Annotated in this window: 21 protein-coding genes and 1 pseudogene; 10 read left to right on the top strand and 12 right to left on the bottom strand. The window is 71.8% G+C overall.

Going from position 1 to position 21782, the window contains the following annotated elements:
* Positions 1 to 60 precede the first annotated feature (60 nt).
* The 6 genes from EY822_RS10185 to EY822_RS10160 all read right to left on the bottom strand — a co-directional run bounded on the left by EY822_RS10185 (position 61) and on the right by EY822_RS10160 (position 5474).
* Entirely contained in the window at positions 61 to 1872 is a 1812-nt protein-coding gene (locus EY822_RS10185) for an ABC-F family ATP-binding cassette domain-containing protein (RefSeq protein ID WP_150308161.1), read from the bottom strand.
* Between the two features lie 91 nt (positions 1873 to 1963).
* Positions 1964 to 2620: an alpha/beta fold hydrolase gene (locus EY822_RS10180; protein ID WP_150308160.1), complete on the bottom strand. Its 657-nt coding sequence runs from the start codon at positions 2618 to 2620 to the stop codon at positions 1964 to 1966.
* A gap of 64 nt (positions 2621 to 2684) precedes the next feature.
* Positions 2685 to 3158 carry a molybdenum cofactor biosynthesis protein MoaE gene (locus EY822_RS10175; protein ID WP_150308159.1) on the bottom strand — a complete coding sequence of 158 codons (474 nt, stop codon included), beginning with the start codon at positions 3156 to 3158 and terminating at the stop codon, positions 2685 to 2687.
* Positions 3148 to 3681, bottom strand: coding sequence for a MogA/MoaB family molybdenum cofactor biosynthesis protein (locus EY822_RS10170; protein ID WP_227497192.1), 534 nt, complete (start codon positions 3679 to 3681; stop codon positions 3148 to 3150). Before EY822_RS10170 ends, EY822_RS10175 begins: the two co-directional genes overlap by 11 nt.
* Positions 3678 to 4157, bottom strand: coding sequence for a cyclic pyranopterin monophosphate synthase MoaC (gene moaC / locus EY822_RS10165; RefSeq protein ID WP_150308158.1), 480 nt, complete (start codon positions 4155 to 4157; stop codon positions 3678 to 3680). The genes EY822_RS10170 and moaC overlap by 4 nt, the downstream gene beginning before the upstream one ends.
* Before the next feature lie 39 nt (positions 4158 to 4196).
* Positions 4197 to 5474: a molybdopterin molybdotransferase MoeA gene (locus tag EY822_RS10160; protein ID WP_150308157.1), complete on the bottom strand. Its 1278-nt coding sequence runs from the start codon at positions 5472 to 5474 to the stop codon at positions 4197 to 4199.
* Positions 5475 to 5524: 50 nt separating this feature from the next.
* Here EY822_RS10160 and EY822_RS10155 point away from each other — a divergent pair, with 50 nt between their 5' ends.
* The 5 genes from EY822_RS10155 (at position 5525) to EY822_RS10135 (ending at position 11376) form a co-directional block, all read left to right on the top strand.
* On the top strand, positions 5525 to 6385 hold the full coding sequence (locus EY822_RS10155) for an MTAP family purine nucleoside phosphorylase (protein WP_150308156.1): 861 nt from the start codon (positions 5525 to 5527) through the stop codon (positions 6383 to 6385).
* The gene (locus EY822_RS10150) at positions 6382 to 7452 is read left to right on the top strand and encodes an NAD-dependent epimerase/dehydratase family protein (protein ID WP_150308155.1); all 1071 of its coding nucleotides are present in this window, start codon (positions 6382 to 6384) and stop codon (positions 7450 to 7452) included. The genes EY822_RS10155 and EY822_RS10150 overlap by 4 nt, the downstream gene beginning before the upstream one ends.
* A 188-nt stretch (positions 7453 to 7640) precedes the next feature.
* The gene (locus EY822_RS10145; protein WP_150308154.1) at positions 7641 to 8468 is read left to right on the top strand and encodes a phosphotransferase enzyme family protein; all 828 of its coding nucleotides are present in this window, start codon (positions 7641 to 7643) and stop codon (positions 8466 to 8468) included.
* Between the two features lie 7 nt (positions 8469 to 8475).
* A complete protein-coding gene (locus EY822_RS10140) occupies positions 8476 to 9855 on the top strand; it encodes an amidase (protein WP_150308153.1) in 1380 nt (459 codons plus the stop codon).
* Between the two features lie 183 nt (positions 9856 to 10038).
* A complete protein-coding gene (locus tag EY822_RS10135) occupies positions 10039 to 11376 on the top strand; it encodes a hypothetical protein (protein ID WP_227497191.1) in 1338 nt (445 codons plus the stop codon).
* Here the strand turns inward: EY822_RS10135 and EY822_RS10130 are convergent.
* On the bottom strand, positions 11351 to 11941 hold the full coding sequence (locus EY822_RS10130) for a GNAT family N-acetyltransferase (protein ID WP_150308879.1): 591 nt from the start codon (positions 11939 to 11941) through the stop codon (positions 11351 to 11353). The two genes, EY822_RS10135 and EY822_RS10130, sit on opposite strands and share 26 nt — an antisense overlap.
* Positions 11942 to 12157: 216 nt before the next feature.
* Between EY822_RS10130 and EY822_RS10125 the strand changes: the two genes are divergently transcribed.
* Positions 12158 to 12721: a hypothetical protein gene (locus EY822_RS10125; protein ID WP_150308151.1), complete on the top strand. Its 564-nt coding sequence runs from the start codon at positions 12158 to 12160 to the stop codon at positions 12719 to 12721.
* Between the two features lie 260 nt (positions 12722 to 12981).
* Here EY822_RS10125 and EY822_RS10120 read toward each other — a convergent pair whose 3' ends face one another.
* Positions 12982 to 14607 carry a molybdopterin-dependent oxidoreductase gene (locus tag EY822_RS10120; protein WP_227497189.1) on the bottom strand — a complete coding sequence of 542 codons (1626 nt, stop codon included), beginning with the start codon at positions 14605 to 14607 and terminating at the stop codon, positions 12982 to 12984.
* Between the two features lie 127 nt (positions 14608 to 14734).
* On the opposite strand from EY822_RS10120, the gene EY822_RS10115 reads away from it, so the two are divergent.
* The 3 genes from EY822_RS10115 to EY822_RS10105 are packed head-to-tail and all read left to right on the top strand — an operon-like array spanning position 14735 to position 16826.
* The gene (locus tag EY822_RS10115; protein ID WP_150308150.1) at positions 14735 to 15403 is read left to right on the top strand and encodes a glycosyltransferase family 2 protein; all 669 of its coding nucleotides are present in this window, start codon (positions 14735 to 14737) and stop codon (positions 15401 to 15403) included.
* The gene (locus tag EY822_RS10110; protein WP_150308149.1) at positions 15400 to 16107 is read left to right on the top strand and encodes a TIGR04282 family arsenosugar biosynthesis glycosyltransferase; all 708 of its coding nucleotides are present in this window, start codon (positions 15400 to 15402) and stop codon (positions 16105 to 16107) included. The genes EY822_RS10115 and EY822_RS10110 overlap by 4 nt, the downstream gene beginning before the upstream one ends.
* The gene (locus EY822_RS10105; protein WP_150308148.1) at positions 16104 to 16826 is read left to right on the top strand and encodes a class I SAM-dependent methyltransferase; all 723 of its coding nucleotides are present in this window, start codon (positions 16104 to 16106) and stop codon (positions 16824 to 16826) included. The genes EY822_RS10110 and EY822_RS10105 overlap by 4 nt, the downstream gene beginning before the upstream one ends.
* On the opposite strand, the gene EY822_RS10100 is transcribed toward EY822_RS10105, so the two are convergent.
* Together EY822_RS10100 and EY822_RS10095 are read right to left on the bottom strand one after the other, a co-directional pair.
* Positions 16823 to 17350, bottom strand: coding sequence for a hypothetical protein (locus tag EY822_RS10100; RefSeq protein WP_227497188.1), 528 nt, complete (start codon positions 17348 to 17350; stop codon positions 16823 to 16825). The genes EY822_RS10105 and EY822_RS10100 overlap by 4 nt on opposite strands.
* Positions 17350 to 18609, bottom strand: a complete 1260-nt coding sequence (locus EY822_RS10095; RefSeq protein WP_150308147.1) for a molybdopterin-dependent oxidoreductase — start codon at positions 18607 to 18609, stop codon at positions 17350 to 17352. The genes EY822_RS10100 and EY822_RS10095 overlap by 1 nt, the downstream gene beginning before the upstream one ends.
* Between EY822_RS10095 and EY822_RS15575 the strand changes: the two are divergent.
* Positions 18548 to 19825, top strand: a pseudogene (locus EY822_RS15575) (glycosyltransferase family 87 protein); the annotation flags it as partial. The gene EY822_RS10095 and the pseudogene EY822_RS15575 sit on opposite strands and share 62 nt — an antisense overlap.
* A gap of 117 nt (positions 19826 to 19942) precedes the next feature.
* Here the strand turns inward: EY822_RS15575 and EY822_RS10085 are convergent.
* Together EY822_RS10085 and modA are read right to left on the bottom strand one after the other, a co-directional pair.
* Positions 19943 to 20968 carry an ABC transporter permease gene (locus EY822_RS10085; RefSeq protein ID WP_150308145.1) on the bottom strand — a complete coding sequence of 342 codons (1026 nt, stop codon included), beginning with the start codon at positions 20966 to 20968 and terminating at the stop codon, positions 19943 to 19945.
* The gene (gene modA / locus EY822_RS10080; RefSeq protein WP_227497187.1) at positions 20943 to 21761 is read right to left on the bottom strand and encodes a molybdate ABC transporter substrate-binding protein; all 819 of its coding nucleotides are present in this window, start codon (positions 21759 to 21761) and stop codon (positions 20943 to 20945) included. The genes EY822_RS10085 and modA overlap by 26 nt, the downstream gene beginning before the upstream one ends.
* Between the last annotated feature and the right edge of the window lie 21 nt (positions 21762 to 21782).

Raw genomic sequence — 21782 nt, 5'->3', positions numbered from 1 at the left:
CAGGGTCGCCGGTGCGCACGGCGCAGGGCGCAGGGCGCAGGGCGCAGGGCGCAGGGACGACTACGCCTCGAGGCGCTCCGACAGCTCGATCCAGCGCGTCTCCAGTTCGCCGACCGTCGACTCCAGCTCGCGCAGGGCGGCCGACAGGGCACCGAGACCCTCGTAGTCGGACTGGTCGTGCCCGGCGAGCTTGTCGTGCTGGTCGCGGATGCGCACGTCGAGCTTCTCGAGCTTCCGCGTGATCGACGACAGTTCCTTCTCGGCCGCCCGCAGCTCCGCGCCGCCCAGCGCGGTCCCACTCCCCGAGGCACCGCCGGCCTGGTCGGGGCGCAGCATCCCGCCGGACGAGGCGCCCTGCTGCGACCGCAGCTCGAGGTACTGGTCCACACCGCGCGGCAGGTGGCGGAGTCCGCCGTCGATCACCGCGTACTGCTGGTCGGTGACGCGCTCGACCAGATACCGGTCGTGGCTCACCACGAGCAGGGTGCCGGGGAACGAGTCGAGCAGGTCCTCCATCGCGGCGAGCATGTCGGTGTCGAGGTCGTTGGTGGGCTCGTCGAGGATGAGCACGTTGGGCTCGTCGAGCAGGATGAGCAGCAGTTGCAGGCGTCGCTTCTGACCACCGGACAGGTCCTTGACCGGGGTGGAGAGCTGGGCGCTCGTGAACCCGAGGCGCTCGAGCAGTTGCCCGGGCGTCACCTCCTTGCCGCCGGTGACGTAGGTGGTCTTCTGGCGGGCGATCACGTCGCTCACCCGGTCGTTCAGAATGTCCTTGAGCTCGGCGAGCTGCTGCGTGAGCTGCGCCACCTTGATGGTCTTGCCCCGCTTCACCCGTCCGCTGGTCGGCTGCAGCGATCCGGCGACGAGGCTGAGCAGGGTGGACTTGCCCGCGCCATTCACCCCGAGGATGCCGGTGCGCTCACCGGGGGCGATGCGCCACTCCACGTTCGTGAGCACCTGCTTCACGTCGCCCGAATCGGTCGGGTAGGAGACGGACACGTCGAGCAGGTCGACCACGTCCTTGCCGAGGCGCTGCATCGCCATCGAGGTGAGCGACACCGTGTCGCGCGGGGGCGGCTCGTTCGCGATCAGCTCGTACGCGGCATCCATACGGAACTTGGGCTTCGCGGTGCGCGCCGGCGCGCCACGGCGCAGCCAGGCGAGCTCCTTGCTCATGAGGTTCTGGCGCTTCGCCTCGGAGACGGCCGCCATGCGGTCGCGCTCGACGCGCTGCAGGATGTAGGCGGCGTACCCGCCCTCGAACGGCTCGATGAGGCGGTCGTGCACCTCCCAGGTGGCGTTGGCCACCTCGTCGAGGAACCACCGGTCGTGGGTCACGACGATGAGGCCGCCGGCGTTGGGCGACCAGCGCCGCTTGAGGTGCTGGGCGAGCCAGGCGATGCCCTCCACGTCGAGGTGGTTGGTGGGCTCGTCGAGGAAGAGGATGTCGTGGTCGCCGATCAGCAGGGCCGCGAGCGCCACCCGGCGCCGTTGGCCACCGGAGAGGCTGGAGACGGGGGCGTCCCACGGCACATCGGACGCGAGTCCGCCGATCACGTCGCGGGCGCGGGGGTCGCTGGCCCACTCGTGCTCGTCGATGCCGCCGACGATCGTCTCGGCCACCGTGCGGCTGCCGTCGAGCTCGTCGGCCTGGTGCAGCATCCCGAGCGTGACGCCGCGGCGCATGGTGACACGCCCGCCGTCGGGCTGGATGCGTCCGGCGAGCAACTGCAGCAGGGTCGACTTGCCGTCGCCGTTGCGCCCGACGATGCCGATGCGGTCGCCCTCGTTGAGGCCGATCGTGACGTTGTCGAAGATGACACGCGTGGGGAATTCGAGGTGGAGCGCTTCGGCTCCGAGAAGATGTGCCACCCGAAGAGCCTAGGCGGTCGGGGCTGGGCGGCCCGTGCGCGGAGCGTGAAGTCCCGGCCACGCGCGTGTTCGCGTCCGCTGCCCCGCTCCCCTACGCGCCGACCGACCGGGCGAAGTCGTCCAGGGCGGCGGCCACCGCATCCGGATGGCTGAGGGCGACGTAGTGCCCACCCGGGATCTCGACGGGGTCGGTGCCGAGGCGCTCCCGCACCTGCCGACGCATGAAGGCGGCGGGGAAGAAGGCGTCGTCGCGGCAGAGGATGCCGAGGGTCGGCACGTCGGGTAACCCCGACGCCGGCCACGGCCGGGTCATCCAGTCGCCTCGCTCGTGGCGTTCCGTCGCCTTCGCCGCCCGCACGAGGTGCTCGGGCACCGCGGTGAAGAACTGGACGTCGGGATCTTCGTCGAGCACCTCGCGATCGTGGCCGGTGTTGGTCCACCAGTCCTCGAACAGCTCCCCCGGCGCCGGGATCATCGCGGTGAGGAACACCAACCCGACGGCCGACACCAGGCCGCAGACCAGGGGCGCGGTGAAGCCGCCGAGCGAGTGACCGACCACGATCACCCCCGTGGCATCACCCACGGCGTCCGCCACCGTGCGGGCGTAATCCTCGAGAGTCTTCCCTGCGTCCTCGATGGGCAGGTCGACCGCGACGACGTCGTGGCCGGCGCGCTCGAGCAGCGGCGACACCAGGTGCCAGTCCCACGCGGTCGATCCGCCGCCGTGGATGAGTGCGAAGGTGGCCATGCCGTTACTCCTCTTCCCTCCTCGCTGTGGGTGTCCTCACCCGCCGAGCACGCTGCTCGCCTGCTCAGCCCAGCGACGCGACCCATTCCGTGCTCCCGTCGCCGAAGCCCTGTTCCTTCCAGATGGGCACGCGGCGCTTCACCTCGTCCACGAGCAGCGCGCACGCCGCGAACGCCTCCGCGCGGTGGGCGGATGACACGGCGCACGCGAGCGCCACATCGCCGATCGCGAGCCGCCCGACCCGGTGCGCGACCGCGATCCGCACCCGCGGGTGGCGCGCGGCCACGTCGGCCGCGACCTGCGCGATCACCCTCCCCGCGGTCGGATGGCCCTCGTAGTCGAGCCACGACACGTCGCGCCCCTCGTCGTGATTGCGCACCACTCCGGCGAAGGCGACGACCGCGCCCGCCGCATCCGACGCCACGGCGGCCTCGCACTCCGCCACGGAGATCGCGGAGCCGTCGACCCGCGCGAACGCCACTCCACCGTGCTCGGCGGCGGCAGCGTTCCCGTCGCCCGTCGCATCCTCAGTCGTCATGGGCACCTCCTGCGATCTGGTCGAGCACATGGTCGAGCACCTCGCCGAGCAGCTGCAGGCCGTCGCGCACGCCGCCGGGCGATCCCGGAAGGTTCACCACGAAGGTGCGCTCGGCGACCCCGGCGCGCCCGCGCGTGAGCAACGCGGTGGGCGTGTGCGCCGCACCGCGCCGCCGCAGCTCCTCCATGAAGCCCGGCACCTCCCGGTCGAGGATCTCGGCCGTCGCATCGGCAGTCACGTCGGTCGGGCTCACACCGGTGCCGCCCGTCGTGATCACGAGCGACAACCGCGCCGCGACCGCCGCCCGCAGAGCCGCGCCCACGAGCGGGCCGTCGGGCACGACCGTCGCATCCTGGGTGTGGAAGCCGCGCTCGCGCAGCCAGCCCACGATCACCGGACCGGTGCGGTCGTCGTAGGCGCCCGCCGCCGCACGGGTCGACGCGACCAGCACCGCCGCCGAGCGGCCGGGCACGGCACGCCCCGGATCGGCGTCCCCCAATCCCGCACCCAGCGACTCGCTCACGACCGGCTCCAGTCGCCGCTCTTGCCGCCAACCTTGTCGAGCACGAGGATGTCGGTGATCACCGCAAACTTGTCCACCGCCTTGATCATGTCGTACAGCGTGAGCGCCGCGACCGAGGCCCCCGTGAGCGCCTCCATCTCGACGCCGGTGACCGCCGTGGTCGCGACGGTGGCGAGCACCGTGAGTCGATCGCCGTCGCCGGAGATGTCGATGCTCACCTTCGAGAGCGGCAGCGGGTGACAGAGCGGGATGAGCGACGACGTCTGCTTCGCGCCCAGTATCCCCGCGATGCGTGCGGTGCTGATGGCCTCGCCCTTCGGCAGGTCACCGGCGATCACCGCGTCCACCACGTCGGGCCGGGTGATGACGACCGCCTGGGCGGTGGCGCGGCGGGACGTGACCGCCTTGTCGCTCACGTCGACCATGTGCGCAGATCCGTCCGCTCGGATGTGCGTCAGTGCGGGCTGGTCGGTCATTCGTGCTCCTCTTCGCTGCGCGGCATGCGCGCGTCACCGTTACGCCGCATCGATTCTCCAGACCTCGACGAGGTCCCCCGCATCGGCGGCGGCGCAGCCGACCGGGAGGTGCACGAGCACGGAAGATCCGGCATAGGCGTGCAGGAGGTGCGAACTCGCGCCGCCCTGCAGCCGCACACGCCCGTGCGCATCGACGGTGCCGCGCCGCACCTGGTGCTTGGCGGGCGGCGAGGTGACCGGCTCGGCCAGCGGCAGGCGATCGACGGGGCGGCTCGCCGGCAGTCCGGCCAGTGCCCGCAGTACCGGACGCAGGAAGAGCTCGAAGGAGACGAGGGCGCTCACAGGGTTCCCGGGGAACGCCACCACCGGCAGACTCCCGGACGCTCCCCCGAGTGCATGGAGGTCGGCGACCCCGAGCCCCTGCGGTCCGCCCGGCTGCACCGCGACGCTGCCGAAATCGAGCCCGGCCCCCTCGAGCACGTCGCGCACCACCTCGTATGCTCCGGCGCTCACGCCACCGGAGGTCACGAGCAGGTCGGCGTCCGCGCCCCGCTCGGCGAGGATGCCGCGGAGGTCGTTCCCCGAGTCCGACACCGTCGCCGCGTGCACGACGTCGGCGCCGCACTCGGTGAGCGCGGTCACGAGGATGGCGCTGTTCGCGTCGTAGATCTGACCGGAACCGAGCGGCGCACCCGGCTGCCGCAGCTCCTCGCCGGTCGAGATCACGATCACCCGCACGCGCGGCACCAGGTCGATGTCGGGGCAGCCCGCCGCGGCGAGCACCCCCCACTGCGCGGGCCCGAGCCTGGTGCCCGCCGCGAGCAGCAGCTCGCCCTGCCGCAGGTCGCTTCCCGCGGTGCGCACGAACGTCCCCGCGTCCACCGGGTCGGCGAACGACACCGTGGCGGTCGACGCCTCGGGGAGGAACCGGTTCGGGGTGGCGGCCTCGATCGGGATCACGGCGTCCGCACCCCGCGGCACGGCGGCCCCGGTCATGATCGGGGCGGCGGTGCCGGGCGGCAGCTCGCCCACCGGGGAGCCCGCCGCGATGCGCGCGCCGATCGGGAAGGGTCGGCCGGACGCGACCGCATCCGCGACCTCCGCCGACCGCACCGCGTAGCCGTCCATCTGCGAGTTGTCGAAGGCGGGAAGGTCGACGGGCGAGACCACGTCCCGGGCGAGCACCCGCCCGGGGAAGAGCGCCGGATGCGTGCGCAGAACGTCGGCCGAGTACCCCGTGATCCGTTCCGGTTTGCGCGACCCGAGCGGCTCGAGCATGCGCTCGACGGCGTCTCGGTGATCGGCAACGGTCCGCATCCCTCCATCTTCGCCTGAAAGACTGGTGCCACGCAGCCGAATGGAGCACCGTGACCCAGAACCTCCGCGCCGACATCGCCGTGATCGGCGGATCGGGCCTCTACCGGCTCTTCGACCCCGAATCGTCGACCTCCGCCGGAATCGAGACCCCGTACGGATCGAGCGCCGTGACGGTGGGCGAACTCGCCGGCCGACGGGTGGCGTTCCTTGCCCGGCACGGTACCGACCACTCCGTCGCGCCTCACCTCATCAACTACCGGGCGAACATCTGGGCGCTCGCGTCGCTCGGCGTACGGGTGATCCTGTCGTCGGCGGCCGTCGGGGGCGTCAGCCCGGACTACCCGCCCGGCACGCTCGTGCTGCCCGATCAGTTCCTCGACCGCACCGGGGGTCGGGCCGACACGTTCTTCGACCGCGGCAGCGTGCAGCACCTCGCGGCGGCCGACCCCTTCGACCCCGAACTGCGGAGCATCGCCGCTCGGGCCCTCGCCGAGGCGGGCGAGACGGTCGTCGAGACCGGCACCGTGGTGGTCATCCAGGGCCCCCGCTTCTCCACTCGCGCGGAGTCCTCGTGGTTCCGTGCGGCGGGCGCCGCCATCGTCAACATGACGCTCTACCCCGAAGTCCCGCTCGCGTCGGAACTCAACATCGCCACCGTGAACCTGTCGTTCGTGACCGACCGCGACGCCGGTCTGGCCCCTCGGCCGGGCGACTCCAGCGCGACGGGTGACGAGGATGCGGTGAGCGCGGAGCTCGTGTTCGCCCGGCTCGCCGATGCGCAGCCTCGCATCCTCGCCGCGCTCGAAACGATCGTGCGCGCGATTCCGCGCGACTTCGCCCCGCGCGAGTCGATCGCCCCGTCGGCCGTCGCGGCCGTGCTCGCGCTGCCGACGCGGGGGTCGGACGCGTGAGCGCGCAGCGCCTCCTGGTCACCGGCGGCGCCGGCTTCATCGGCGACGCCATCGTGCGCACCGCACTCGACCGCGGCTGGACCGTGCGCGTGGCCGACTCGCTGCGGAGTGATGTGCACGGCGGCCCGCCCTCCCTCGATCCGCGCGCCGAGTTCGTGCGCGCCGACGTCACGAATCCGTCCGACGTCCCCGCCCTGCTCGAGGACGTCGACGTGGTCTGCCACCAGGCCGCGAAGGTGGGGCTCGGCGTCGACTTCTCGGACGCACCGGACTACGTGGCGAGCAACGACCTCGGCACCGCGGTGCTGCTGGCCGGGATGGCCACGGCGGGTACGTCCCGGTTGGTGCTCGCGTCGTCCATGGTCGTCTACGGCGAGGGCAGCTACCGCGGACCCGCCGGACCGGTGCGGCCCGCGCCCCGTCGCGCCGCGGATCTCGACGCCGGACGATTCGACCCGATCGACGAGGCCACGGGCGAGCCGCTCGAGCCCGTGCTCATCCCCGAGGACGCGCCGCTCGATCCGCGGAACGTGTACGCCATCACGAAGCTGACGCAGGAGCACCTCGCCACCTCGTGGGCGCGCTCGACGGGCGGCCGGGCGATCGCGCTGCGCTATCACAACGTGTACGGGCCCGGGATGCCGCAGAACACGCCGTACGCGGGTGTCGCGTCGCTGTTCCGGTCGGCGCTCGAGCGCGGTGAGGCGCCCCGCGTGTTCGAGGACGGTCGGCAGCGCCGAGACTTCGTGCACGTGCGCGACATCGCGAGCGCCAATCTCGCCGCGATCGAGCACACGTTCGGTGCCGAGCCGGGCTGGTTCCGCGCCTACAACGTGGGCAGCGGCGTGGTGCACACGATCGGCGAGATGGCCGAGGCGCTGAGCACGCACGCCGGGGGCCCCTCCCCCGTGGTGACGGGCGAGTACCGGCTGGGCGATGTGCGGCACATCACCGCCTCGTCGGAGCGGTTGCGCACCGAGCTGGGTTGGGAGCCCGCGATGTCGTTCGACGAGGGCATGCGCGAGTTCGCGACCGCGCCCCTGCGCGCGGCCGTGCGCGACCGGTGATGCGGGAGGTCGATGTGGTGCGGTCGATGGCGTCGCCCCTCCGTGTCGTAGTGGGCGCCCGATGATCGAGGTCGATGTCGTGCGGTCGGTGGCGTCGCCCGTGGGAGTGCTCGCCCTCGTCCGACGCTTCTCGAATGTGCGCCCGCTTGAGGCGCGGCTGATCCGGTCGCTGGTCAACGACCTCTGGCGTGCGAGCGGAGGAGGGCACGTACGCCCTCAAAATCTATCGCGCCAACAGGTGGTCGACCGCGCAGGTTGCGTGGGAACAGGACCTCGCCGCGCACCTGTTGCGCGCCGACCTCACCGACACGGTCGGCGTTCCCCTGCGCGACGGCCGACTGGTCGGCGAGATCGCGAGTCCCGAGGGGACTCGCCCGTTCGCGCTGACCGAGTGGGCGACTGCGCCGAAACCGACGCCGCCGTTCTCGGACGAGCTCTACCGGTCGTTCGGTGCGGTCGTCGCGGGCTTCCACTCGAGGGCGGACGGACTCCGCAGTGCGCATCCCCTGCGGCCCTTCGACGCGCTGTCGGCGCTCGATGCCCCACGGCGCCGCGTGCGCGACGCCCTCACCGCGTTGGAGCGGCGCGCGGATGCCGACCTCGTCGAGGTCGAGGGACAGCGGACCGTCGATGCGCTCGCCGAGCTCGAGTCGCGGGGGCTCCCCCGCGGCATCCGTCACGGCGACGCCAGCCTCGACAACGTGCGGCTCACGGCCGACGGGATGCGGCTGCACGACTTCGACCTGAGCGGCGAGGGCTGGCCGATGTCCGACCTCGTCGGGGCGCTCTCCACCCCGTTCGCCGCCGCATTCCTCTCCGGCTACCGTTCCGTGCGTTCGATCACGGACGTCGAGCTTGACGCCCTGCCCGCGCTGCGCGCGGCCGAGCTGCTCCGCAACCTCGACTTCCACCTCACCGACAAGGTGGCCATTCGCGGCGAGGAGTCCGTGGCCGAAGGCTGGGTGGATGCGGAACTCGACGCGCTCCGGGTGATTCACGCGTCGAGGAGCGCCTGACGCCGCCATGGAACCGCACGAGTACGCGGGGTGCGACGCCACCGAACTGCGCGACCTGATCCGCTCGGGTGCGGTGCGCGCCGATGAAGTCGAGGATGCCGCCCGGCGCGCGATCGACGCGGTGAACCCCGACCTCAACGCGCTCACCGGCCCGCTACTCGACACCGCTCTCGACGCTGCGTCGGACGGCGTGCTCGCGGGTGTGCCGTTCCTGATCAAGGACAGCGGACCGTTCGCCCGGGGCGTGCCCTTCACGCTCGGCAGCCGGAGCATCCGCGGTGCCGTGGCGGATGCTGATGCGCCGATGATGAGCAGGTTCCGCGCCGCCGGTCTCCGCACCCTCGGGGTGACCACGGCGCCCGAGTACGGCCTCAGCTTCTCGACCGAATCGACACGGTACGGGCCGACCCGCAATCCGTGGGCGCTCGACCGCGGCGTCGGTGGATCGAGCGGTGGCGCGGCCGCTCTCGTGGCCGCGGGGGCCGTGCCGCTCGCGCACGCGAACGATGCCGCGGGCTCCATCCGCGTGCCCGCCTCGTGCTGCGGACTCGTCGGCCTGAAGCCGAGTCGCGGACGGACGCCCACCGACCCCGGGGGCGACGCGCTGTTCGGGCTCCTCAGCGAGTTCGCCCTGACCCGGACGGTGCGCGACGCCGCGCTGCTCCTCGATGCCGTCGCCCCGGCACCGTCTGCTTCACCCTTCGTGCGTGCCGTCGGCAGCGACCCGGGTCGGCTCCGCATCGCGATGACCACGGAGGCGGCGTCGGGGGTGCCGGTCGACGGGCAGGTGCGGGCGACCACCGTGGCGGTGGGAGAGCTGCTGCAGTGGATCGGGCACGCGGTGGAGTCGGCGACTCCGCCGTTCGACGCCGAGTCGATCGTGGAGGCCGAGATGCTCGGCGTCTACGGCACCGGGGCGGCAATCCTGCGCGCGAGTCGGCCGGATCCCCGCCTGCTCGAGTCGGTGTCCCGCATCGTCCTCGCCGAGTGCGCGGCGGCCGGACCCGCGGAGATCACGGCGGCGCAGCACGCCCAGCAGCGGGTCACGAACGGAGTGGCGGCGTTCTTCTCCGACTACGACCTGCTGGTCACGCCCACCCTCGCGCGGCTGCCGGTACCGCACGGCACGCTCGACTACGACGCTCCGACCGGCTCGGCGCGGTCCTGGCTGCGGACGATCCTCGAGTACGGACCGTTCACCGCGCCGTTCAACGTCTCCGGAAATCCGGCCATCAGCCTGCCGGTCGGTCAGAGCCGCGAGGGACTGCCGATCGGCGTGCAGCTCGTGGCGGCGAGGGGACGCGAATATCTGCTGCTGCAGGTCGCCGCGGCCCTCGAGCAGGCCCTGCCGTGGCGCGACCGGCAACCGCCGATCTTCGCCGACTGACGGCCTGATTCGAGCCGACATTCACGGTCCGCGGTGCCGGAACTCCCTTGCCTGCGCAGTCGGACCGTCCTAGCGTGAGAGCACGAGGGTGCAACCCACCCGACGCCGCTCGCAACGACCGTTCGCGGTGGCATGTGCAGTACGCATCGATGGAGTGCGAACATGCCGAAGCATCCCGCTCGCGTGGCCTCAATGACCCTCGGCGTCGTGGCGGCGCTGGGAGCCACGCTGGTGGTGACGGGAGTGCTCCCGCCCGACCGGGAATCGACGTCGGTGGTGCAGGGACAGCCCGAGGGACTCCCCGGTCCGTATGAGCTCGACCGGATGGACGGCTCCCCGGCGGTGATGCGCTCCATGCTCGCCGCGGCCCTGCACCGTTGGCCCGAGTACTACAACGGCGGCCTCGTGGGCCTCGACGGCCTCCTCAACCCGACCGGCGTGACCGCCGGCGCGCACCCGCCCACGGTGCAGACCTGGCTGACCTATGTGATCGGTGAGGCGCAGGCAGCGCAGTGGGATCCGTCGTACGACGAGGACGAACGTGGCCAGATCCTCGCGTTCAGCCACGGCCTGATGCGGGCCGCGGTCGAGCGGGACGTTCCCCGTCTGACCGGCCCGGCTGCTGGCGACCCGGGCCTGCCGATCGCCGCGCCCACCGCGTTCCTCTACGACGTGTTCTTCGATCCCGCCCGCGCTCTCCCGGTGAACACCTGCGGTGACGGGCGGAACGGCGAGTCCGAGAGCGAGGCCGCCAGCCCGGCCTACGACACGGTCCCGGACGACGGGTGCCCCGGCGGGGTGGCCGCGATCGGGCGCGCCGAACCGCGCCGCGGGTACCTGGCCGACTACTTCCTCGATCTCCGGTCCGACCTCGAGGTCGTGCGCGAACGCATCCGCCTCGACCGGGACTACATCGATGCGGCGAACGGCGTGACCGAGCGGCGGAAGATGCCCATCAACACCGTGCGGGGCCTCCGGGTCGCGTCCGTCGACGTGAAGGTGTGCGCCGGCGCCCGCGACATCTGCCTGCGGGATGTGACGGGCGACTTCGCCGCCGACGAGCGGCTGTGGGTGGCCGAGAAGTACGCCTCGGCCTGGATCGACGCGATCGATGCCGGCCTCCGCGATTTCGGCGACCTCGGTGTCGCGGTCACCCGCGGCCTCTACGACCCGCAGGTGCTGCGACACACGCGCATCGCGGAGTGCGGCACGTCGCCGTCGGGCATCGTCGTCGACCCCCGCTCGGGGTGCGAGACGCAGATCGACGCGATGGATGCTGTGCTGTGGTCGGTGGAACCGTTCGTGACACGGCACATGCTCGGCATGCTCGGGTCACCCACCGCCCTCGACGCCGAGCACGAGCCGCTCCAGGAGTTCGCCGGCCTCTTCGAGGGACTGGTCGACCCGTTCGTGTCGCCCGTGCGCGATGGACGACACACTCTCGTCACCCTCGCACACGCGAAGATCGAGCGAGCGGTGCAGCCCGCACTCGACGTCAGGACCGAAGAAGTCCCTCGGTAAGCGACTTCTTCACCGTCGGCCACTCGCTCGAGATGATGGAGAAGACGACGGTGTCCCGCAGGATGCCGTCGGGCGACACCTGATGACTCCGCAGCACTCCGTCCTGCTTCGCTCCGAGCCGGGCGATGGCGGCACGGGACTGGTGGTTGTGCCAGTGCGTGCGGAACTCGACGGCGATGCAGTCCAGTTCCTCGAAGGCGCGCTCGAGCAGGAGCAGCTTGCATTCGCGGTTGATGCCGGAGCGCTGGACGGTCACGCCCAGCCAGGTGGAGCCGATCTCGACCCGCCGGTTGGCGGCGTCGATGTTCATGAACGTGGTCATGCCGACGAGCCGTCGGTCGCTGTTCCGCCGGACCGCCCACGGCGCCATCCGCCCGGCCATTGCCCCGCCCAGTCGGCGTTCGATCTCGCCGTGCATGCCCTCCGGCGAGGGGATGTTCGTGTACCAGGTGCGCCACAGCTCGCCCTCGCGCACCGCGTCCCCGAGGTCCTCCGCGTGCTCGAGGCTCAGCGGTTCGAGGGTCGCCGCCGCTCCGGAGAGCGTCGGCGTGGCGGTGAAGGGTATCGAGGTCACCTTGTCACGTTACTGGAGGGTGACGGTGGGCGAGGTGGTGGTGCGCGTGGAGGATGCTGTGGCGGGTAGCTGTTTCAGGTGGCGGTTTCAGGTGGTGATTTCGCCTCTACTCCTCACGAGTATTCTTCTCGTCAGTTGTCCACGGATCGAGGTCTGATCTGGGGTTTCGTCGGCGGGAATGTCGGTGGTGGGGTGGATCGTTGACGCATGGACCCCACCGCAGAGGCGCTGACCGGGATCGCGGACGCGATCACCGACACGCTGCCCTGCGACGCCCTGGCCGGGCTGGACGATGACCGTCTGCTGGCCGTGGTCCGTGCCGTGGAGGCGGTCGGTCGGCGGGTGGACGCGTTGCGGGTCACGGTGGCGGCGGAGGTCGCGGAACGCTCCCGGAAACCTTTGGGTTCCGCGGGGCTCGCCGCTCGGTGCGGGTGCCGCACCCCCGTCGGGTTGCTGCAACGCACCACCCTCGCCTCCGCATCCTCCCTGTACCGGCGGGTCGCGCTGGGTGCCGCTGTCCGCCCTAGGGTGTCGCTGACCGGGGACCCGTTGCCGGCCCGGTTCGATCTGGTGGGTGCCGCGCTCCGTGCCGGGGCGATCGGAGTCGACGCCGCGTCGGCGATCACCGGCGTCCCGCCGCCGAAGGCGGGCCCACACACACCGACAACGGTGTGCTGCTGTGCTGGTTCCACCACCGCACCATCACCACCTCCGGCTGGCGCATCCGCATGCACCTCGGCACACCCCAAGTGCAACCACCACCCTGGATAGACCCCAACCCCGAATGGCGACCCGCCAACAGAGCACGCACCACCCGAACCCACCACCTGAGGCACCGCACCACTCGAGCCTCGACGTCTTCGCCGGCACCACCCGATTCACCCCGATCGGTCCGTCCCGGCACTCGATCGGGCCGGGGCGTCATGTTCCGCCCGACGGCGAGACCTGACACCAGCCGCGGGATGACCCCGAGCCGATCGGACAGCACGCCATGAGCCGCCACCCATGGGAGCGCACGATGGGCGATCCGGTCAGGAGACCTGCACGTCGATCGCGTGCCAACCGGTCGCACCGTCCGGGGCGGGCGGCGCCTCGTCGCCCGTCTGGCGGAGGCCGTTCGCGTCGGTGGCTCGCACCTCGATGCGGTGCGCGCCCGATGTCGCATCCCACTCGTACACCCACTGCACCCAGGTGTCGGCAGAGATCGCGGTCGCCAACCGGGCCGGATTCCAGTCGCCGCCGTCGATCCGCACCTCGACTCCGGCGACGCCGATGTTCTGCGCCCACGCCACCCCGGCGATCGGGACGGTGCCCGCGGTGAGGTTCGCTCCGCGACGCGGAGTGTCGACGCGCGACGAGAGCTTAATGGGGCCGCGCTCGGTCCAGCCGCGCGTGCTCCAGTAGGCCTTCTCGTCGGCGAAGCGGGTGACCCGCAGTTCGACGACCCACTTGGTGGCCGACACGTAGCCGTAGAGCCCGGGCACGACCATCCGCACCGGGAACCCGTGCTGCAGGGGAAGCGGTTCACCGTTCATGCCCACCGCGAGCAACGCCTGCACGTCGTCGTCCCGCAGCACGTCGAGCGGGGTACCGGCGGTGAACCCGTCCTCGCTCCGGGACAGCACCATGTCGGCACCCGCGAGCGGTCCCGCCTCGGCGAGGAGGTCGCGGATCGGGTAGCCGAGCCACGCCGCGTTGCCGATCAGGGTTCCACCGACCTCGTTCGACACGCAGGCCAGCGTCACGAGATGCTCGACGAGCGGCTTCGCCAGCAGTTCCTCGAACGAGATCTCGACCTCGCGCTCGACCATGCCGGTCACGCGAAGCGTCCACTCCCCCGGGTCGATCGCGGGAACCTGGATGGCCGTGTCGATGCGGTAGAACGAATCGTTCGGCGTCACCAGCGTGGTGATACCGGGGACGTCGAGGGTCGCGCTGGGGGGAATCGGTGGCGCGGGCACCGCGGGGGCGGGAAGGGCCAGTCGCGTGCGCAGATCACTGACGGCGCTGGCCGCGGCGTTGAACGCCCGAGCACCGGCACCCACCACCACGGACGCGGCGCCGGCCACGAGCACCAGCGTGAGAAACCGTCGGCGATCCTTCGACGCCGGACCCGCGGGAGCGCGGGTAACCGCGCGGGCACCGGTGGCCGCGGGTACACGGGTAGCCGCGGGAGCACGAGGAACATCGGCACCCGCCTGCGACCGCTCCCAGTCCGCGAGGCGCAGGGTCGCCCGGTGCAGGAAGGACGCTCCCACGAGCATCCCAGCGACGGTGGGCACCGCATCCGTGCCGGCGGCATCCGGCCGGGTGGTTACGGCCAGGATCGCGATGCCCGACACGACGGCGAGTACGATGAGGCCGAGGGGCGGCTTCCGCCGCTGCAGCACGCCCGCCGCCGCGGCGAGCACGGCGACCAGGAGGCCGAGCACCAGGAGCAGCACCACCTTGTCGGCGGTGCCGAACAGGGCGATGACGAGATCCTTGACGAACGGCGGCACGAGGTCGATGACCCAGTCGCCGATCGCGAACACCGGGCTGCCGCGACCCTGAACGAAGACGGCGAGCAGTTCGGCAACGGCGAGCACCGCGGCGGCACTCACGATCCCCGCGAGCGCGGCCCATCGAGTGCCCCGCACCGCGCCAGTTCCGTTCACGCACTCAGGATAGGTCGCCTCGTCTGCGCGTCCCCCGTGCGCCCTGACCGGTGTACCCGCGCTGCGCCGCCTGCCGCGCGGCCCGCCCACCCGCGCGTTCCCAGCCGAAGCCTCTTAGGGTTCAAGAGTGACCTCCCCCTCCGTCGACGTGGTGCTCCCCTGCCTGAACGAGGAGGGCGCGTTGCCGTGGGTGCTGTCCCGGCTTCCGGAGGGCTACCGGGCGATCGTCGTGGACAACGGCTCCACCGACCGCACCGCCGCCATCGCCCGCGAGCACGGCGCCCTCGTGGTGACCGAACCCCGACGCGGATTCGGCTCCGCCGCGCACGCCGGGTTGCTCGCCGCCGAGGCCCCGATCGTGGCGTTCTGCGACGCCGACGCGTCCATGAATCCGGCCGACCTGCCGCTCCTCGTCGACCCGGTGCGGAACGGAGAGACGGATCTCACGCTCGGACGACGCCGCACCACGACCCGGCGCGCGTGGCCGGTGCACGCCCGGTTCGCCAACGTCGCCCTCTCCTACCTGATGCGCCGCATCGCCAAGGTGCGCGTGCACGACCTCGGTCCCATGCGGGCCGCCCGACGAACCGACCTCCTCGCCCTCGACCTGCTCGACCGGCGGAGCGGCTACCCGCTGGAGATGGTGTTGAGGGCTGCGGACGCCGGCTGGCGCATCACCGAGGTCGACACCCCGTACGCGCCACGGATCGGGCGATCGAAGGTGACCGGCACCGTGCGCGGAACGATCGTGGCCATCCGCGACATGTCCCGGCTCCTCGCCGAGGTGCGCCGGTGAGCACCCTCGTCGTCATCGCCAAGGAGTGCCTGCCCGGGCGGGTGAAGACCCGCCTGCATCCGCCCCTCACGTTGGAGCAGGCGGCCGACCTCGCCGCGGCCAGCCTCTCCTCGACCCTCGAGGCGGCCCTCGCCGTTCCGGCGACCCGCCGCATCCTCTACTTCGACGGCAACCGACCACCGGTCGGCTCCGAAGAGTTCGACGTGATACCTCAGACGACCGGCGGCCTCGACGAGCGCATCGCAGCCATCTTCGACCTCTGCGAGGGCCCGACCATGCTGATCGGCATGGACACGCCCCAGGTCACCGCCGCCCACCTCGCGCCGTTCTTCGCCGACGTCGACGTCGACGACGTCGGGTCCGCCGCCCCGGCCGCCTGGTTCGGACCCGCCTCCGACGGCGGATTCTGGGCTCTGGGACTCAGCCATCCCTCCGGCGACCTCGTGCGCGGCGTGCCGATGTCCCGCGACGACACCGGGGCGATGCAGCGCGCGCGGCTGGAGTCCGCCGGTCTCGCGGTGCGCGACCTGCCGATGCTCACCGACGTCGACACGATCGCCACCGCCCGGGAGGTGGCACGAACGATCCCCGGGAGTAGGTTTGCGGCACTGCTGGCGGCATTCGCACCGCCCGGCGCGGAGGATGCGCGAGACGGGGCTGCGCGAAACGGGAACGGTCGACACGGGGACGGGGGCACGGCATGACGGTCTTCCTCGACCGGAGCGACGACTCCGAAGCCGAACCCGCATTCGGGTCCGGCGGCACCGAACCGTACGCCCGGGCGTTGCGCCGCAGCGGAGCCGTGCTGTACCTCCGCGAGCACCGCGCCTCCCCGCAACCGAACGGCGACGCCGGTTCCGACTCGGCACCGATGCACGTGAGCCGGTGGAACGCCGACGCCGATGCCGTCGACCGCAGTCTGCTCGAGGGCGCGCGAGGCCCCGTGCTCGACGTGGGGTGCGGACCCGGACGGATGGTGCGCGCGGCCGTGGACGCCGGGCTGAGCTCCCTCGGACTCGACGTGTCGCCCACGGCGGTGCAGATCGCCACCGAGTCCGGGCTCTCGGTGCTGAACCAGTCTGTGTTCGAGGAGCTCCCCCCTGAGGCGGCGTGGGGAACCATCCTGCTCGTCGACGGCAACATCGGCATCGGCGGGGACCCGACCGTGCTGCTGCGCCGGTGCGAGGAACTCCTCGCTCCCGGCGGTGCCGTGATCATCGAGGTGAGCGACGACCGCGAGCTCGACCGCACCTTCGACTGCACCGTCGTCGACTCTCGCGGCGAACAGAGCGCGCCCTTCCCGTGGGCCGAGATCGGCAGCACCGCGCTGGAATCGCGAGCCGGGGGCGTCGGTCTGCGGGTGGATCAGACCTGGGGCCGCGGCGGCCGCACCTTCTGCCGGCTGGAGCGCCGCGCGGCCTAGTCTCGCCGGGCGGCGGAGTTCCGCTCGACGAGGGAGTTCCGCCCGACCAGGTAGTAGAGCCCGATGAGCAGGGCGGTCAGTAGGGCAAGCACCAGCCACAGCATCCCGAGCCGGAACGCGTAATCGCCCGGCAACACGGTGGGGTTGGCGGGGCCGAGCGTCTTCGCGTAGATCTCCGGCACCACGACGAGCGTGAAGATCACCCCGACCACCACAGCGCCCTGCAGGATAGCGAGCACCACCCCGGGCAGGCGCCGGCCGCTGCGGCGCAGCACCACGCTCGCCGCGAGTACCAGCGGCGCGAGGATGCCGTCGTGCACGACGATCGCGGCGACGATCCACACGAGCACACCGACCACCTGGTCCGGGCGCTGGGTATCGAGCAGCACGTAGCCACCCCAGGCGAGGGTCAGCACGCCGACCACCAGCAGCACGACCCGCGCCGCGCGCATCCCGGCGCTCGTCCCCGCTTGCGCCCCCGCATACTCCCCCGGAATCTCGCCCGCACCCATCGCAGCGCGCATCAGACCGTCACCTCCAGGGACGAGAGCCACTTGGTCTGGGTGACGCCCGGACGAGCCGGGGCGATCATGCGAGCCGGGTAGCCGTGCTCGAGGTGCAGCGTCTCCCCGTTCAGTTCGAGTGCCACGACGGTGCGCTCGTCCCGCACGTACTCCGGGCCCATCCGGTTGATGCGGAAGCTGCCTCGCTCCTCGAGACTGCGGAGCAGGAAGGCGCTGCCCGCGGGGGCGTTCACGGCGTCGGCCAGGTCGCGCATCCGCACCCCGCGCCAGCGGGCCAGCTGGCTCCAGCCCTCCACGCAGGCGATCGGCAGCTCCACGTCCACCTGGGGCAGCGCCGCGAGGTCGGCACGGCTGAACTCGCGCACCGTGTCGCCGTTCCGCACGGTGAGCACCCAGTCCTCCGCCACGGCGGAGGACAGCACCCCCGCATCCTCCGCTGTGCGATTCACCGGCAGCCCCTGCGGACCGACGCCGCGCTTGCGGGGGCCGAACAGGTTGAAGGGATCGAGCAGCGCGAACGACTGCCCGGCGGTGAGCACCACCAGCGCGACGGTGGACGCGGCGATCGTCGCGAGGAACCCCCGCCTGCTCACCGACGGTTCCGGCCGCGGAGCGGAATCGATGTAGGCCATCAGCCGACCGGTCACCCCGCCGGGCAGTACGTCGGTGTCGACGGCGTCGCCGTCCTTCCCGTCGGTTGCCCGATACGCCTCCAGTTCGCCATAAAGCGGCTTCCCGTCCGGCCCCCGCTTCCGCCAGTGCTCGGCGATCACCGGCAGCTGCACGGCGATGTGGATCACCAGCGATCCGATCACCACGAAGGCCAGCGCGAAGTGGGTCTGCTTGAAGAAGAACGGGAAGGGCACCCACTGGTAGGTGTTCAGCAGGCCGATGGTGATCTCGAGCAGGGAGGCGCCGACGAAGAGCGCGATGGAGGCCCGCTCGAGCAGATGCAGGAACGACCGGACGGGCGGCGTCTGGAAGAGGTTCGGGAACACCGTCCAGAGCTTGCCGAGCAGCAACGGGAAGCACGCGATGCCGGCGGTGATGTGGATGCCCTGGGTCACCGCGTAGAGCCCGGCCGGGGACGTCGGGAACCGCATCCACGACTCGGGCTGCTGCAGGAAGTGGCTGAAGAGACCGGTGAGGAAGCAGACCACGAAGGCGAGCCCGAGCAGGCGGCCCAGCACGGTGGCCATGCGCGGTGAGCGCGCGGGCGAGGACAACGCCTCCCGCATTCCGCTCATCACCGTGCGCACGGGTCTATTGCACCATCTTCCGGGGTCGGGGGTCACTGCCGAATGCTCTTCGGAGCGGGAGTGCTACAGGATGGGGAGGGTGCGCACCGTTCTTCCCGCCTCCTGCGTCGCGGCCCTCGCGGCGCTGATGGCGTACACGGTTCTCGCGCTGCCGTTCTTCCGGAGCGATGAGGCGGGGCCGTACCTCGCCTGCACGGCGGCCATGTGGGCCCTGTTCGCGCTCGGGGTGCTCGCCCTCCGCGGGGCGCCCGCGAAGCGCGTCGTCGTCCTGGTGCTCGGCGGATCGGTGCTGCTCGGCGCCGCCGCCATGACCGGCCCGCCGAACACGAGCACCGACTCGGCACGCTACGCCTGGGACGGCATCGTGCAGAACGCGGGCATCTCGCCCTACGCGTACGTGCCGGCCGACGACGAGTTGGCTCCCCTCCGCACCGAGTGGCTGTACCCGACACCGGTCGAGCGCGACGGGACCGAGACGTGCACCGGCGAGCGCATCCAGTCCACCACCGAGACCGAATCGGGAGAGGTGCTCTGCACCGCGATGAATCGGCCCCGGGTGCCCACCATCTATCCGCCGATGAGCGAGCTGTACTTCGCCGCGGTGCGCGCGGTGGTCGGCCCGGAGGCGGAGTACTGGCCGCTGCAGTTCACGGGACTGCTGCTCAGCGTCGGCGTGACCGGGATGCTGCTCGCCGCCCTGCGTCGTCGAGGCGCGGACCCGCGCTGGGCGGCGCTCTGGGGATGGTGTCCGCTCGTGGCGACCGAGGGCATCACCAACTCGCACGTGGATCTGCTGGGAGCGGTGCTGGTGCTGGCGGCGACCCTCCTCGTGGCCGGCGGCCGGGGCGTCGCGGGTGGTGTAAGCCTTGGTGCCGCGATCGCCGTCAAGCTGGTTCCGGTGATCGCCGCGCCCGCCCTGCTACGGCGCCAGCCGGTCCGCGTTATTGCAGCCGCCGTCGTCACCTTCGCCGCGCTCTACGTGCCCTACGTGCTCGCGACCGGCATCGGGGTGCTCGGCTACCTGCCCGGGTACCTCGCGGAGGAGGGCTACGAGGACGGCAGTCGCTTCGCGCTGGTCTCGCTCCTGGTGCCGGGACCCGCGGCACTACCCGTCGCGGCCGTGTTGATCGCCGGCGTCGCGGCGCTCGTCTGGTGGAAGACCGACCCGGCGAATCCGTGGCTCGGCCAGCTGGTGATGATCGGCGCGACGCTGCTGATCGTGAGCCCGCGGTACCCCTGGTACGCGCTGCTTCTCGTCCCGTTCGTCGCCATGACCGGCCGCTGGGAGTGGCTCGCCGTTCCGCTCGCCCTCACGGCCCGGCAACTCATCCCGTCACTCACGGTCACCCGCACGGCGGTCCTGATCGCGATCGTCGTCATCCTGGTCGCCTCGTGGCAGCGTGCGAGCCCCGAGTCCCGGGAACGCATCCTTCATCCGCGCCAGTGGATCCGTGGTCGCGAGCCGCAGGCCCACGAGCACCAGGGTGCAGATCGCGAGCAGCACGAGCGATAGCCCCACGCTCGTCTCGGGTCGGGGCGAGTTGAGGTTGAGCTCCACCTGCAACGGCAGCGTGCGCGTCACCCCCGCGATGCTGCCCGCGAAGGTGATGGTGGCGCCGTACTCGCCGAGTGCTCGGGCGAACGTGAGCACGCACGCGGCGAGCACCCCCGGCAGGGCGAGCGGGAGGGTGATGGACCGCACGATCCGCGTCGCCGACGCCCCGGACGACGCCGCAACGACCTCGAACTGCGGGTCGACCGACCGGATGGCCGTCTCGGCGGTGAGCACCATGAAGGGCAGAGCCACGAAGACCTGGGCGAAGACGACGGCGACCTCGCTGAACCCGACGCGCACGCCCACCACGTCGAGCGCCGACCCGAGCCAGCCGAACCGTCCCCACAGGTAGAGCAGCGCGACGCCCGACACCACCGGCGGGATGACGAGCGGGAAGATCACCGCGATGCGCACCGCCTGCGACGCGGGTCCCGACGTGCGGGCCAGCAGCAGGGCGAGCGGGATGCCGAACAGCGCGCACAGCACCGTGGAGGCGATCGAGGTGCGCAGCGAGACGCCGAGCGCGGCGAGCGCATCCGGTGACGTGATCGTGGCCAGGAAGGCCTGTAGCCCGCCGCCGAACGCCTGCACCACGAGGGTGAGGATCGGCAGCACCAGGAAGAGCAGCGCTACCCCGGCCGGGACCCACAGCCACGCGGGCGTCGCGATGCCACGCGTCGGGGCGAACCGGCGGGCGGACCGGCGGCGGATGCGAGCGGACCGGCGGCGGACGCGAGCGGACCGGCGAGCGGCACCGGACGAACCGGCGGGCCGCGCGCTAGTCGGCGGGATCGAAGCCCGCATCGCCGAGAATCGCCTGGGCGTCGGGAGAGAGGAGCCAGTCGCGGAACGCGCCGGCCTCATCCACATCGCGCGAGTCCCGGAGCACGAGCACAGGATAGCGGTTGACCACGTCCGACTCGATCGGCCGCACGAGCACGGCATCCCCCGCCACGAGGGCGTCGGTGCGGTACACGAATCCCGCGTCCACCTCGCCCGTCACGACCTTGGAGAGCACGGCGCGCACGTCGTTCTCCTCGCTGGGGGCGGCGAGCCGCACCCCCGCCGTGTCGAGCACCTCGGCCGTCGACCGGCCGCACGGCACCTGCTCGTCGCACACCGCGACGCGGACGCCCGGCGACGCGAGATCCGCGATGCCGCTGATTCCGCCCGGGTCGGCCCGCGGCACCACGAGCACCAGTGCGTTGCTCGCCATCCTGCGGACGTCATCCGTGACGAGACCCGCGTCGATCAGCGGCTCCGCGGCGGATTCGTCGGCGGGGATGAGTACGTCGACGCGGGCCCCGGCGAGCGCCTGCTGCACCAGCTGAGCGCTCGAACCGAAGTTCGTCGTGATCGTCACGCCCGGCTGCGTCCGCTCGTACGCGGCCACCAGGCTTCCGACCACGTCGGCGAGGGATGCGGCGGCCGACACGGTGAGCGCACCGCCGTCGACATCCCCGCTCCGCATCGCGCCGTCGGGGTTCGCGCTGCAGCCGCCGAGCGCGAGTACGACCGCGATGCTCGCCACCGCCGTTCCCAGCATGGTCGCGGTCGGCACCGCGGTCCGGGCGCGCACGCGGGTCCCGGGGGTCATGGCTTCCACGATACGGTGCGT

Origin of the sequence: Planctomonas psychrotolerans (genome assembly GCF_008642235.1) — a bacterium.
Classification (GTDB): Bacteria; Actinomycetota; Actinomycetes; order Actinomycetales; family Microbacteriaceae; genus Planctomonas; species Planctomonas psychrotolerans.
This window is presented reverse-complemented; position numbering and strand designations above follow the sequence as displayed.